Origin of the sequence: Cupriavidus sp. USMAA2-4, from assembly GCF_001854305.1 — a bacterium.
Taxonomy (GTDB): Bacteria; Pseudomonadota; Gammaproteobacteria; order Burkholderiales; family Burkholderiaceae; genus Cupriavidus; species Cupriavidus malaysiensis.
Genome location: NZ_CP017750.1, coordinates 317,387 through 329,834 on the forward strand (window position 1 = coordinate 317,387; position 12,448 = coordinate 329,834).

The 12,448-nt window shown below is 62.5% G+C and carries 11 protein-coding genes and 1 pseudogene; 11 read left to right on the forward strand and 1 reads right to left on the reverse strand.

Features of this window, described 5'->3' with window-relative positions; all coding sequences use genetic code 11:
• The first annotated feature begins 38 nt into the window (after nt 1–38).
• The 6 genes from merA to BKK79_RS37555 are packed head-to-tail and all read left to right on the forward strand — an operon-like array spanning nt 39 to nt 6,782.
• Entirely contained in the window at nt 39–1,724 is a 1,686-nt protein-coding gene (gene merA / locus BKK79_RS37530) for a mercury(II) reductase (protein ID WP_003156770.1), read from the forward strand.
• A 17-nt stretch (nt 1,725–1,741) separates the two neighbouring features.
• Complete coding sequence (merD, locus tag BKK79_RS37535) at nt 1,742–2,107, forward strand: mercury resistance co-regulator MerD (RefSeq protein WP_000995360.1); 366 nt, start codon at nt 1,742–1,744, stop codon at nt 2,105–2,107.
• A complete protein-coding gene (gene merE, locus BKK79_RS37540; RefSeq protein WP_003132004.1) occupies nt 2,104–2,340 on the forward strand; it encodes a broad-spectrum mercury transporter MerE in 237 nt (78 codons plus the stop codon). The genes merD and merE overlap by 4 nt, the downstream gene beginning before the upstream one ends.
• Nucleotides 2,337–3,338, forward strand: a complete 1,002-nt coding sequence (locus tag BKK79_RS37545) for a DUF3330 domain-containing protein (protein WP_008652068.1) — start codon at nt 2,337–2,339, stop codon at nt 3,336–3,338. Before merE ends, BKK79_RS37545 begins: the two co-directional genes overlap by 4 nt.
• Nucleotides 3,244–3,813, forward strand: coding sequence for a recombinase family protein (locus tag BKK79_RS37550; protein WP_027982055.1), 570 nt, complete (start codon nt 3,244–3,246; stop codon nt 3,811–3,813). Before BKK79_RS37545 ends, BKK79_RS37550 begins: the two co-directional genes overlap by 95 nt.
• Nucleotides 3,814–3,815: 2 nt before the next feature.
• Complete coding sequence (locus tag BKK79_RS37555) at nt 3,816–6,782, forward strand: Tn3 family transposase (RefSeq protein WP_001138070.1); 2,967 nt, start codon at nt 3,816–3,818, stop codon at nt 6,780–6,782.
• Between the two features lie 15 nt (nt 6,783–6,797).
• Here the strand turns inward: BKK79_RS37555 and BKK79_RS37560 are convergent.
• Nucleotides 6,798–7,310 (reverse strand): annotated as a pseudogene (locus tag BKK79_RS37560) (IS110 family transposase); the annotation flags it as partial.
• Between the two features lie 342 nt (nt 7,311–7,652).
• Between BKK79_RS37560 and BKK79_RS37565 the strand changes: the two are divergent.
• From BKK79_RS37565 to BKK79_RS37585, 5 genes are all read left to right on the forward strand, one after another.
• Nucleotides 7,653–8,906, forward strand: coding sequence for an ABC transporter substrate-binding protein (locus tag BKK79_RS37565; RefSeq protein WP_214608524.1), 1,254 nt, complete (start codon nt 7,653–7,655; stop codon nt 8,904–8,906).
• 142 nt (nt 8,907–9,048) lie between these two features.
• Nucleotides 9,049–9,930, forward strand: coding sequence for a branched-chain amino acid ABC transporter permease (locus BKK79_RS37570; RefSeq protein WP_071040751.1), 882 nt, complete (start codon nt 9,049–9,051; stop codon nt 9,928–9,930).
• A complete protein-coding gene (locus BKK79_RS37575; RefSeq protein ID WP_071040752.1) occupies nt 9,927–10,940 on the forward strand; it encodes a branched-chain amino acid ABC transporter permease in 1,014 nt (337 codons plus the stop codon). The genes BKK79_RS37570 and BKK79_RS37575 overlap by 4 nt, the downstream gene beginning before the upstream one ends.
• Nucleotides 10,937–11,731: an ABC transporter ATP-binding protein gene (locus BKK79_RS37580; RefSeq protein ID WP_071040753.1), complete on the forward strand. Its 795-nt coding sequence runs from the start codon at nt 10,937–10,939 to the stop codon at nt 11,729–11,731. Before BKK79_RS37575 ends, BKK79_RS37580 begins: the two co-directional genes overlap by 4 nt.
• Nucleotides 11,725–12,438, forward strand: coding sequence for an ABC transporter ATP-binding protein (locus BKK79_RS37585; RefSeq protein WP_071040754.1), 714 nt, complete (start codon nt 11,725–11,727; stop codon nt 12,436–12,438). The genes BKK79_RS37580 and BKK79_RS37585 overlap by 7 nt, the downstream gene beginning before the upstream one ends.
• The last annotated feature ends 10 nt before the right edge of the window (nt 12,439–12,448 follow it).

The following is a 12,448-nucleotide window of genomic DNA, read 5'->3' on the forward strand; positions in this document are numbered from 1 at the left end:
TCATTGTCTGGCGCCACAAACGATAAAGGATCTGTTGCATGACCCATCTAAAAATCACCGGCATGACTTGCGACTCGTGCGCGGCGCACGTCAAGGAAGCGCTGGAAAAAGTGCCAGGCGTGCAGTCGGCGCTGGTGTCCTATCCGAAGGGCACAGCGCAACTCGCCATCGTGCCGGGCACATCGCCGGACGCGCTGACTGCCGCCGTGGCCGGACTGGGCTACAAGGCAACGCTAGCCGATGCGCCACTGGCGGACAACCGCGTCGGACTGCTCGACAAGGTGCGGGGATGGATGGCCGCCGCCGAAAAGCACAGTGGCAACGAGCCCCCGGTGCAGGTAGCGGTCATTGGCAGCGGTGGAGCCGCGATGGCGGCGGCGCTGAAGGCCGTCGAGCAAGGCGCGCAGGTCACGCTGATCGAGCGCGGCACCATCGGCGGCACCTGCGTCAATGTCGGCTGTGTGCCGTCCAAGATCATGATCCGCGCCGCCCACATCGCCCATCTGCGCCGGGAAAGCCCGTTCGATGGCGGTATTGCGGCAACTGTGCCTACGATTGACCGCAGTAAGCTGCTGGCCCAGCAGCAGGCCCGCGTCGACGAACTGCGGCACGCCAAGTACGAAGGCATCCTGGGCGGTAATCCGGCCATCACCGTTGTGCACGGTGAGGCGCGCTTCAAGGACGACCAGAGCCTTACCGTCCGTTTGAACGAGGGTGGCGAGCGCGTCGTGATGTTCGACCGCTGCCTGGTCGCCACGGGTGCCAGCCCGGCGGTCCCGCCGATTCCGGGCTTGAAAGAGTCACCCTACTGGACTTCCACCGAGGCCCTGGCGAGCGACACCATTCCCGAACGCCTTGCCGTAATCGGCTCGTCGGTGGTGGCGCTGGAGCTGGCGCAAGCCTTTGCCCGGCTGGGCAGCAAGGTCACGGTCCTGGCGCGCAATACCTTGTTCTTCCGTGAAGACCCGGCCATCGGCGAGGCGGTGACAGCCGCTTTCCGTGCCGAGGGCATCGAGGTGCTGGAGCACACGCAAGCCAGCCAGGTCGCCCATATGGACGGTGAATTCGTGCTGACCACCACGCACGGTGAATTGCGCGCCGACAAACTGCTGGTTGCCACCGGTCGGACACCGAACACGCGCAGCCTCGCGCTGGACGCAGCGGGGGTCACTGTCAATGCGCAAGGTGCCATCGTCATCGACCAAGGCATGCGCACGAGCAACCCGAACATCTACGCGGCCGGCGACTGCACCGACCAGCCGCAGTTCGTCTATGTGGCGGCAGCGGCCGGCACCCGTGCCGCGATCAACATGACCGGCGGCGATGCGGCGCTCGACCTGACCGCAATGCCGGCCGTGGTGTTCACCGATCCGCAAGTGGCGACCGTGGGCTACAGCGAGGCGGAAGCCCACCACGACGGGATCGAGACCGACAGCCGCACCTTGACCTTGGACAACGTGCCGCGTGCGCTCGCCAACTTCGACACACGCGGCTTCATCAAGTTGGTTATCGAGGAAGGCAGCCATCGGCTGATCGGCGTACAAGCGGTCGCGCCGGAAGCGGGTGAACTGATCCAGACGGCGGCTCTGGCCATTCGCAACCGCATGACGGTGCAGGAACTGGCCGACCAGTTGTTCCCCTACCTGACGATGGTCGAGGGGTTGAAGCTCGCGGCGCAGACCTTCAACAAGGATGTGAAGCAGCTTTCCTGCTGCGCCGGGTGAGAAAAAGGAGGTGTTCAATGAACGCCTACACGGTGTCCCGGCTGGCTCTTGATGCCGGGGTGAGCGTGCATATCGTGCGCGACTACCTGCTGCGCGGATTGCTGCGCCCGGTGGCGTGCACACCAGGCGGCTACGGCTTGTTCGATGACGCCGCCTTGCAACGGCTGTGCTTCGTGCGGGCGGCCTTCGAGGCGGGCATCGGCCTCGACGCGCTGGCGCGGCTGTGCCGGGCGCTGGATGCGGCGGACGGCGACGAAGCGGCCGCGCAGCTTGCCCTGCTGCGTCAGTTCGTCGAGCGTCGGCGCGAAGCGTTGGCCGATCTGGAAGTGCAGTTGGCCACCCTGCCGACCGAGCCGGCACAGCACGCGGAGAGTCTGCCATGAACAACCCCGAGCGCTTGCCGTCCGAGACGCACAAACCGATCACCGGCTACCTGTGGGGCGGACTGGCTGTGCTGACTTGCCCCTGCCACCTGCCCATCCTCGCTGTCGTGCTGGCCGGCACAACCGCCGGTGCTTTCCTCGGCGAGCATTGGGTCATCGCGGCGCTCGGTTTGACCGGCCTGTTCCTTCTGTCCCTGTCGCGGGCGTTGCGGGCATTCAGGGAAAGAGAATGAGCGCTTTCCGGCCGGATGGATGGACGACGCCGGAACTGGCCCAAGCGGTCGAGCGCGGGCAGCTTGAACTGCACTACCAGCCCGTCGTCGATCTGCGCAGTGGTGGGATTGTCGGCGCGGAAGCCCTGTTGCGCTGGCGTCATCCGACGCTTGGACTATTGCCACCGGGCCAGTTCCTGCCCGTGGTCGAATCGTCCGGCCTGATGCCTGAAATCGGCGCTTGGGTGCTGGGCGAAGCCTGCCGCCAGATGCGTGACTGGCGAATGCTGGCATGGCGACCGTTCCGGCTGGCCGTCAATGTTTCGGCGAGCCAAGTGGGACCGGACTTCGACGGGTGGGTAAAGGGCGTGCTGGCTGATGCCGAGTTGCCCGCCGAGTATCTCGAAATCGAGCTGACCGAATCGGTCGCGTTTGGTGATCCGGCGATCTTCCCCGCCCTGGACGCCTTGCGGCAGATCGGTGTGCGCTTCGCCGCCGATGACTTCGGGACGGGGTATTCCTGTCTGCAACATCTGAAGTGCTGCCCAATCAGCACGCTCAAGATCGACCAATCGTTTGTCGCCGGGCTCGCCAACGACCGCCGCGACCAAACCATCGTGCACACCGTGATTCAGCTTGCGCACGGGCTGGGCATGGATGTGGTGGCTGAAGGCGTGGAAACATCGGCGAGTCTTGATCTATTGCGACAAGCGGACTGCGACACAGGACAAGGCTTCCTGTTCGCGAAGCCAATGCCGGCGGCGGCATTCGCCGTCTTCGTCAGTCAATGGAGGGGTGCCACCATGAATGCAAGTGACTCGACCACCACCAGTTGCTGCGTGTGCTGCAAGGAAATCCCGCTCGATGCCGCCTTCACCCCGGAAGGCGCGGAATACGTCGAGCACTTCTGCGGGTTGGAGTGTTATCAACGCTTCGAAGCGCAAGCGCATCGGTTACGTCCGCGTCAGCAGCTTCGACCAGAACCCAGAACGGCAGCTCGAACAGATCCAGGTGGATAAAGTGTTCACCGACAAGGCGTCGGGCAAGGACACACGGCGGCCCGAACTGGAACGGCTGCTCGCCTTCGTGCGCGAAGGCGACACGGTCGTGGTGCACAGCATGGATCGTCTGGCGCGCAACCTCGACGACCTGCGCCGCCTGGTGCAGGGCCTCACCCAGCGCGGCGTACGCATCGAGTTCCTTAAGGAGCATTTGACCTTCACCGGCGAGGACTCGCCGATGGCGAACCTGATGCTGTCGGTAATGGGCGCGTTCGCCGAGTTCGAACGCGCCTTGATCCGCGAGCGGCAGCGCGAGGGCATCGCGCTCGCCAAGCAGCGCGGGGCCTACCGTGGCAGGAAGAAATCCCTGTCGTCTGAGCGTATTGCCGAACTGCGCCAACGTGTCGAGGCTGGCGAGCAAAAGACCAAGCTGGCTCGTGAATTCGGAATCAGTCGCGAAACCCTGTATCAATACTTGAGAACGGATCAGTAAATATGCCACGTCGTTCAATCCTGTCCGCCGCCGAGCGCGAAAGCCTGCTGGCGTTGCCGGACACCAAGGATGAGTTGATCCGTCACTACACGTTCAGCGAAACCGACCTCTCCATCATCCGGCAGCGGCGCGGCCCGGCCAACCGGCTGGGCTTCGCCGTGCAGCTCTGTTACCTGCGCTTTCCTGGTGTCATCCTGGGCGTCGATGAGCCGCCGTTTCCGCCCTTGTTGAAACTGGTCGCCGACCAGCTCAAGGTCAGCGTCGAAAGCTGGGACGAATACGGGCAGCGGGAGCAGACCCGGCGCGAGCACCTGGTCGAACTGCAAACGGTGTTCGGCTTCCAGCCCTTTACCATGGGCCACTACCGGCAGGCCGTCCAGTTGCTGACCGAGATGGCCTTGCAGACCGACAAGGGCATCGTGCTGGCCAGCACCTTGATCGAGCACCTGCGGCAGCAGTCGGTCATTCTGCCTGCCCTCAACGCCGTCGAGCGGGCGAGCGCCGAAGCAATCACCCGCGCCAACCGGCGCATCTACGATGCCTTGGCCGAACCGCTGTCGGACGCGCATCGCCGCCGCCTCGACGATCTGCTCAAGCGTCGGGACAACGGCAAAACGACCTGGCTGGCCTGGCTGCGCCAATCGCCCGTCAAACCGAATTCGCGGCACATGCTGGAACACATCGAACGCCTCAAAGCGTGGCAGGCGCTCGACCTGCCTTCTGGCATCGAGCGGTCGGTGCACCAGAACCGCCTGCTCAAGATCGCCCGTGAGGGTGGCCAGATGACGCCCGCCGACCTGGCCAAGTTCGAGGCGCAGCGACGCTATGCCACCCTGGTGGCGCTTGCCATCGAGGGCATGGCCACCGTCACCGACGAAATCATCGACCTGCACGACCGCATCCTGGGCAAGCTGTTCAACGCCGCCAAGAACAAGCATCAGCAGCAATTCCAGGCGTCCGGCAAGGCGATCAACGCCAAGGTGCGGCTGTTCGGCCGCATCGGCCAGGCGCTGATCGAGGCCAAGCAGGCGGGCCGCGATCCGTTCGCCGCCATCGAGGCCGTCATGTCCTGGGATGCCTTCGCCGAGAGCGTCACCGAAGCGCAGAAGCTTGCGCAGCCCGAGGACTTCGATTTCCTGCACCGCATCGGCGAAAGCTACGCCACGCTGCGCCGCTACGCGCCGGAATTCCTTGCCGTGCTCAAGCTGCGGGCCGCTCCCGCCGCGAAGGACGTGCTCGACGCCATCGAGGTGCTGCGCGGCATGAACAGCGACAACGCCCGCAAGGTGCCCGCCGACGCGCCGACCGAGTTCATCAAGCCGCGCTGGCAGAAGCTGGTCATGACCGACACCGGCATCGACCGGCGCTACTACGAACTGTGCGCGCTGTCGGAGATGAAGAACGCGTTGCGTTCCGGCGACATCTGGGTGCAGGGGTCGCGCCAGTTCAAGGACTTCGAGGACTACCTGGTGCCGCCCGCGAAATTCGCCAGCCTCAAGCAGGCCAGCGAATTGCCGCTGGCCGTGGCCACCGACTGCAACCGGTACCTGAACGACCGGCTGACGCTGCTGGAAACACAGCTTGCCACCGTCAACCGTATGGCGACGGCCAACGAGCTGCCGGACGCCATCATCACCGAGTCAGGCTTGAAGATCACGCCGCTCGACGCGGCGGTACCCGACACCGCCCAAGCGCTGATCGACCAGACGGCAATGATCCTGCCGCACGTCAAGATCACCGAACTGCTGCTGGAGGTGGACGAATGGACGGGCTTCACTCGGCATTTCGCGCATCTGAAATCGGGCGACCCGGCCAAAGACAAGAACCTGTTGCTGACCACGATCCTCGCCGACGCGATCAACCTGGGCCTGACCAAGATGGCGGAGTCTTGCCCCGGCACGACCTACGCCAAGCTGGCTTGGCTGCAAGCCTGGCACATCCGCGACGAAACCTACGGGGCGGCGCTGGCCGATCTGGTCAACGCACAGTTCCGCCATCCCTTCGCCGAGCACTGGGGCGACGGCACCACCTCATCGTCGGACGGCCAGAACTTCCGCACCGGCAGCAAGGCCGAGAGCACCGGCCACATCAACCCGAAATACGGGAGCAGCCCAGGGCGGACGTTCTACACCCACATTTCTGACCAGTACGCGCCATTTCACACCAAGGTCGTGAACGTCGGCGTGCGCGATTCGACCTACGTGCTCGACGGCCTGCTGTACCACGAGTCCGACTTGCGGATCGAGGAGCATTACACCGACACGGCGGGCTTCACCGATCACGTCTTCGCCCTGATGCACCTCCTGGGCTTCCGCTTCGCGCCGCGCATCCGCGACCTGGGCGACACCAAGCTCTACATCCCGAAGGGCGACGCCGCCTATGACGCGCTGAAACCCATGATCGGCGGCACGCTCAACATCAAGCACGTCCGCGCCCATTGGGACGAAATCCTGCGGCTGGCCACCTCGATCAAGCAGGGCACGGTGACGGCCTCCCTGATGCTCCGAAAGCTCGGCAGCTACCCACGCCAGAACGGCCTGGCCGTGGCGCTCCGCGAGCTGGGCCGCATCGAGCGCACGCTGTTCATCCTGGACTGGCTGCAAAGCGTGGAACTGCGCCGCCGCGTGCATGCCGGCCTGAACAAGGGCGAGGCGCGCAATGCGCTGGCCAGGGCAGTGTTTTTCAACCGCCTGGGTGAAATCCGCGACCGCAGTTTCGAGCAGCAGCGCTACCGGGCTAGCGGCCTCAATCTGGTAACGGCTGCCGTCGTGTTGTGGAACACGGTCTATCTGGAACGGGCTGCGCACGCGCTGCGTGGCAACGGCCATGCCGTTGATGACGCGCTGTTGCAGTACCTGTCGCCGCTCGGTTGGGAGCACATCAACCTCACCGGCGATTACCTCTGGCGCAGCAGCGCCAAGATCGGCGCGGGCAAGTTCAGGCCGCTACGACCGCTGCAACCGGCTTAGCGTGCTTTATTTTCCGTTTTCTGAGGCGACCCCTTCCTGCTTGAGTCGACCGAGCTCGCGGTGCAAACGCCGCTCATCTTCCTGCTCTGGTGTGGGCACCCGCGCGACTGTCCACACGCGCCGCTCGCCGGCGTGGTAACGCATCAACATCGAGAGCAGCTTGTCGCCGTCGAGCCGGTCAGTCTTGGCGCGTCGCGCACGGCGATTGACTTCGATGCTGGACGAATCCACGACCAGGTTAAGGATGCCTTGTTCGGTCAACCAGCGGTGCAGCCAGAAGCCATCGCGCCCGGCTTCGTAGCAACTGCGCACCGGGGCTTGCGACGCGAGGCCGCAGCGTGCCTTGGCCTTGGCGATCACTTCCAGGACTGCATGCAGGTCGCCAGCCACCAGCGTATGCCGGCTCGGTCCATGCACGCCGTCGCCCAGCGACAGCTTCCAGCCCTTCTCGCCCAGTTCGAAGGCCATGTACAGCCAGCCGGTGATCGTCGTATTCTGCCCCTGAAGGGCTGTGCGAGGCGTGTTCATTTGCGTGCTCCTTGGAGAAACGAGACTGCGAATCTTCGTTTTACTCCAGGGGCTTCCTCCGCGGCCCTTCATAGTATCTCAGCCGGTGACAATATTAGTTCGTTGGGCGTAAGTCCTTGATTCTTTTGATGGTACGTCCGGTTGCCGCGCCGTTGCCGCGCGAATTGACGACATTCCTTCGGTAACGGTGACACTCTTCCTTTGTTCTACGATCGTCGAGACGGGCGGCGACAAAGCAAGGGAAAACACCAGTCCCGGGCATCTTCTTAAAGGTGATATGCTACTAACATATTAGCAACATATATCAACTCGAAGAATATGCCAAAAGGCACAGGAGACCTCATGATCAATCGACGGATCTTTTTGCGCGGGGCACTGGGCGGTGCAGCATTGGCCCTTGGGGCTCCGGCCATCGCGCAAGACCGGCCACTGCGCCTTGGATTGCTCGCACCACGATCAGGAGTCGGGGCGTTTCTGGGTGAGGACAGCATCCGGGCCGTCAGATGGGGGGCGGATCGCATCAATCGGTCCGGCGGCATCGCGGGCAGAAGAGTGGAGCTCGTCGTCCAGGAAGAGACGACACCAAAGGACACCATCGAGCGCTTCCGGCACCTCGTGCTCCAGGAAAAAGTCGATGCCGTGCATGGCCTCATCTCCACGGGTGTCACCCTGGCCGTCGCGCCCGTTGCCGAGGATGAGCGCGTTCTCCTGCAGTGCTGGGATGGCACGACCCAGAACGGTGTTCAGGAGTCGATGCCGAAATCGCGCTTCGTGTTTCGTTCCACCGACAACGAGTGCGAAGCGGTGATGGCCGCACTCATGGTCATAAAGCACTACAAGGGCAAGTTTGTCACCGTGGCGGGCATCAACCCGGACTATTCCTATGGCCGCAACTGCTGGGATACGTTCAAGGCGCTGCTCGAAAGGTTCGGGATCAAGGCCAAGGTCGTATCTGAGCAGTGGGTCAAGGTCGGCGCCACGGACCTCACGACCAACGTGGCTGCGCTGAATGCGTCCAAGCCCGATCTGATCTTCACCTCGCTCTTTCTCTCGGACTTGCCGATCTTCCTGCGCCAGGCGTCCGCCTCCGGATTGCGATCCATCATTGCCTCGACCGTGGCAGGAGGGCAGATCAATGACCTGAGAAGCAGTTTCGTCCCGGAAGGTACCGTGCTGGGGCACAACACCTTCTTCTTTGCCTTGCCGGGGGCATCCGAGCTGCAGAAGACCTTTGTTTCGGAGTACCAGGCGCGCTACAAGGCTGTGCCGACCTCATCGGCGGACCGTGCGTACTTCAACCTGATGGCCTACAAGGCTGGCGTCGAGAAGGCCGCCAAAGCCACTGGCCGGTGGCCAAAGACGGATGAGATCGCGGAATCGATTGTGGGCGCCGAAGTCGAAAGTTTTGGCGGACGTGGACGATACCGGGCTGACAAGATCGCCGAGCAGATGTTCTACCAGGGCTTGGCCAAACACCAGAGTGACTATCCGTACCCGCTGCTGTCGGATATCACGGTGGTGTTCTCCGACAGACTGCAAAAGCCCGCAGGCGCGGACTACTGGCAGTGGATCAAGAGCGCTGATTTCCGCATCTGATCTTCCGCCACCCGAGCAGCGCCGCTGCGGGTTTCTCGCGGCGCACGGCGTCGCGGATCACCAGAACATCGTGGTCTTGGCGCGGCACCTTCTACAGGGGCATCCCTATCGGTCCGCCCCTCCATCCCGGAGCAAAGCCGTTGTGCAATATTTGAATCTCATTCTGGCAGGCCTGTTCCAGGCGGCCGTACTGTTTCTCGTGGCCTGCGGGTTGCAGTTGATATTTGGTGTTCAGAAGATCGTCAATCTTGCTTGCGGCTCTTTCTATGCCCTTGGCGCCTTCTTCGCGATCACTGTTGTTAGCATCGTGCAGCAATGGCAACTGCCAGCGCTGCTGCTGATTCCTGTGTTGGTCCTTGCCGGCTTGGCGATCGGGTTGGTCGGCGCACCCTTGGAACTGCTGCTGCGCCCGGTCTATCGGCGCGATCCCAGCTATCAGTTGCTGCTGACGTTCGGCCTAGTGCTGATGTTCCAGGATGTGTTCCGGTTCTTCTGGGGAGCAGCGCCGCGCTCGATGGATACGGCATTGTACGGTGCGTATGGAACGCTTGAGGCTCAAGCCGTCAGCATTCCCATCTACAACCTGCTCGTGATTCTGGCCAGCATTGCCATTGCGCTGATACTGGGCCTGACACTCAAGCGCAGTCGGGTCGGCCGGATCGTGCGCGCTACCGCCGAGAACAGGGACATGACAGAAGCATTGGGAGTGAACGCCTCGCGAGTCTTCACACTTGTGTTCACCGTAGGCTGCATCCTGGGAACGGTCGGCGGCGCGCTAATCGTCCCGACTTCGGCGGCCTCACTGACGATGGCGGCCGAACTCGTCGTTGACGCCTTTGCCGTCGTGGTGATTGGCGGCCTGGGGAGCATGGCCGGAGCCGTAGCAGGCGCGGTCATCGTCGGCCTGATGCGGACGGTCGCTGTGACGTTCGCCTCTGAAGTCGAGATTCTCTCCATCTATCTCGTTGTCGTGGCCGTTCTGCTGTTCCGCCCCAAGGGCCTGTTCGGAAAGGAGGCCGTATGAGCGCGTTGCCCGAGACGCTTCCGGCCTCGACGCCGGCGGCACAACCACTCTTGCTTGGCGGTGTTGGTCCATTGGTGATTCTCCTGGTGGGCTTGGCTGTGTCGCCGGTCTTGCTGAGTGCCTATGCCACCGTCACGCTCATGCCGGTGATTGCCTACGGCATTGCAGTACTGGGAATGAACATTCTGTTCGGATACACAGGGATGCTGTCCTTCGGACACGCCATGTTCCTCGCGATCGGTGCCTACTGCGCGGCCGTGGCGACTCAACACGGAATCTTGTCGTTCGAGTGGATTCTCCTGGTTGCCTCGGGAGTGGGCGCATCCATCGCGCTTATCGTTGGCTCCCTGTGCGTGAGGTTTACGCACATCTTTTTTGGCGTACTGACATTGGCCATCGGGATGCTCCTGCACTCCTTCCTGTTCAAGTTCTATGACCTCACCGGCGGCGACCAAGGCATGCGCGTGCTGCGGCCGACGCTGCTCGGGCAGACATGGGACATGAGCGCCACACAGTTTCTCAGCGGGCCGTTCTACTACTACTGTCTGGTCGTGTATGTGGTGTTCGTCCTGGTGACCTATCGCATGATCAAGTCTCCCGTCGGGCTGCATCTGCAAGCAATCCGGGACAACGAGAACAAGGCGCGATATCTCGGGGTGCATGTGTATCGCCTGCGACTCGGCGCCTTTGTCCTGTCAGGCATGCTGGGTTCCATTGGTGGGGCTATGCTCGGAGTCTCGACCGGCCTTGCCGACCCGGAGCTGGCGTACTGGACCCAATCGGGCAATCTCATCTTCATGCTGGTCCTTGGTGGGGCCGGCACATTCTCAGGCCCGGGCGTCGGCGCGCTCATCTTCGTCCTGCTCCAGGACATCGCGGCCTCCGAAACCCAGTATTGGCGATTCCTGCTGGGCGCCACGCTGACGGTTCTCGTTCTCGCACTTCCGGATGGGTTGCTCGGAACCCTCTCGAAGTACGGCGGACGCAAGAACCCAGGAACACAGCCATGAATATGATACTTAGTGCTCAAAATGTTTCCAAGGCCTACGGCTCGTACCAGGCGTTAAGGGACGTCTCGTTGAACGTAGGCGATACTGAGTTCGTCTCGATTGTCGGTCCCAACGGCGCAGGCAAGACGACGCTAGTCAATGTGCTGACTGGACTGTCCAAGCCCACGAGCGGATCCGTGCATTTCAGCGGCCGGAGCATCGCCGGAATTGGCCCTGTCAGGCTGGCAGCCTTGGGCATGGCCCGCTCATTCCAGCTCGTGAATGTCTTTCCCAGCCTTTCCGTCTGGGAATCGATCGCCGTGGCAGTTTCATCCAGGCTGGGCAAGGCGCGCAATCCGTTCGCCACGCTCTTCAAGAGCCGTCAAATAGATGACGAAGTCCAGCGGGTCGCGGCCACTTTCGGGTTGTCCCAGAAGTTGACGACAAAGACCGGCGAACTTTCCCAGGGAGAGAAGAAGCTGCTCGATATCGCAAGCGCCTTCGCGTTGCGTCCCAGGGCCATCCTGATGGACGAACCAACCTCCGGCGTGGCTAGCGCCGACAAATACGACATCATGGAATTGCTCGTCAAGGCGGCGCGCCTGCAAGGGGTCGGTACGATCATCCAAGTCGAACATGATATGACCCTTGTCGCAAGGTACTCCCACCGCATCGTGGCGCTTCAGGAAGGGCGAGTGATCGGAGACATGACGCCAGATGCCTTCTTCAAAGACCCGCTCATGCTGGAGGCCGTCATCGGACCGGCGCACAGCAAGCAGGCTCAATCCGCCGGGGAGACGCTGCTATGCTGAACGTCGTTGATCTGTGCGTAGACATCCAGGGCAGCCGGATTCTGCGGGGTGTCAATCTTGATGTGAAGCCTGGTGAACTGGTGTGCCTTCTGGGGCGCAACGGCGCCGGCAAGACCACCACGTTCCGGACGCTGATGGGCTACCTCCGCCCGGTCTCCGGCCACCTGCGGTGGCATGATCAAGATCTGGCGGAGCTGGCCACTTGGCAAATCGCGCAGCAGGGCATCGGCTTCTCGCCCGAGGAATCCGAGGTCTATGCCGACCTGACGGTTGAGGAAAACATCGAACTCCCGACCTGGACCCGCATGCGCGGGCGTCCCGCCGCCGAGCGCATCGCAGAGGCCTACCGGATCTTCCCCAAGCTCGAGCGATATCGAAAACGCGGCGGCGCCGAACTCTCTGGTGGTGAGCGAAAAATGGTGTCGATTGCACGCGCGCTCGCTCTCGATGCGGAGTTGTTGCTGCTCGACGAGCCATTCGAAGGGCTGTCGCCAGCCATCATTCCGCAGGTAGCAGAAGGGATCGCGGCGATCCGCCAATCCGGAAAGGCCATCGTGATGGCGGAATCTAACTTGCATCACGTGCCTGAATACATTGACAAACTCCTCGTCATTGAACGAGGGGAAATCATCTATTCAGGCTCACTCGAGAATGCGCTTGCGAGCCCGGATGTGATGAGCGTGATCGCCGGAGCGGTGGAACTGTAGTGCACATCAC

Excerpts from the sequence above, each read along its gene's own strand:
- merA (WP_003156770.1), top strand. The coding sequence starts at position 39 with ATGACCCATCTAAAAATCACCGGCATGACTTGCGACTCGTGCGCGGCG.
- merD (WP_000995360.1), top strand. The coding sequence starts at position 1,742 with ATGAACGCCTACACGGTGTCCCGGCTGGCTCTTGATGCCGGGGTGAGC.
- merE (WP_003132004.1), top strand. The coding sequence starts at position 2,104 with ATGAACAACCCCGAGCGCTTGCCGTCCGAGACGCACAAACCGATCACC.
- BKK79_RS37545 (WP_008652068.1), top strand. The coding sequence starts at position 2,337 with ATGAGCGCTTTCCGGCCGGATGGATGGACGACGCCGGAACTGGCCCAA.
- BKK79_RS37555 (WP_001138070.1), top strand. The coding sequence starts at position 3,816 with ATGCCACGTCGTTCAATCCTGTCCGCCGCCGAGCGCGAAAGCCTGCTG.
- BKK79_RS37565 (WP_214608524.1), top strand. The coding sequence starts at position 7,653 with ATGATCAATCGACGGATCTTTTTGCGCGGGGCACTGGGCGGTGCAGCA.
- BKK79_RS37575 (WP_071040752.1), top strand. The coding sequence starts at position 9,927 with ATGAGCGCGTTGCCCGAGACGCTTCCGGCCTCGACGCCGGCGGCACAA.
- BKK79_RS37580 (WP_071040753.1), top strand. The coding sequence starts at position 10,937 with ATGAATATGATACTTAGTGCTCAAAATGTTTCCAAGGCCTACGGCTCG.
- BKK79_RS37585 (WP_071040754.1), top strand. The coding sequence starts at position 11,725 with ATGCTGAACGTCGTTGATCTGTGCGTAGACATCCAGGGCAGCCGGATT.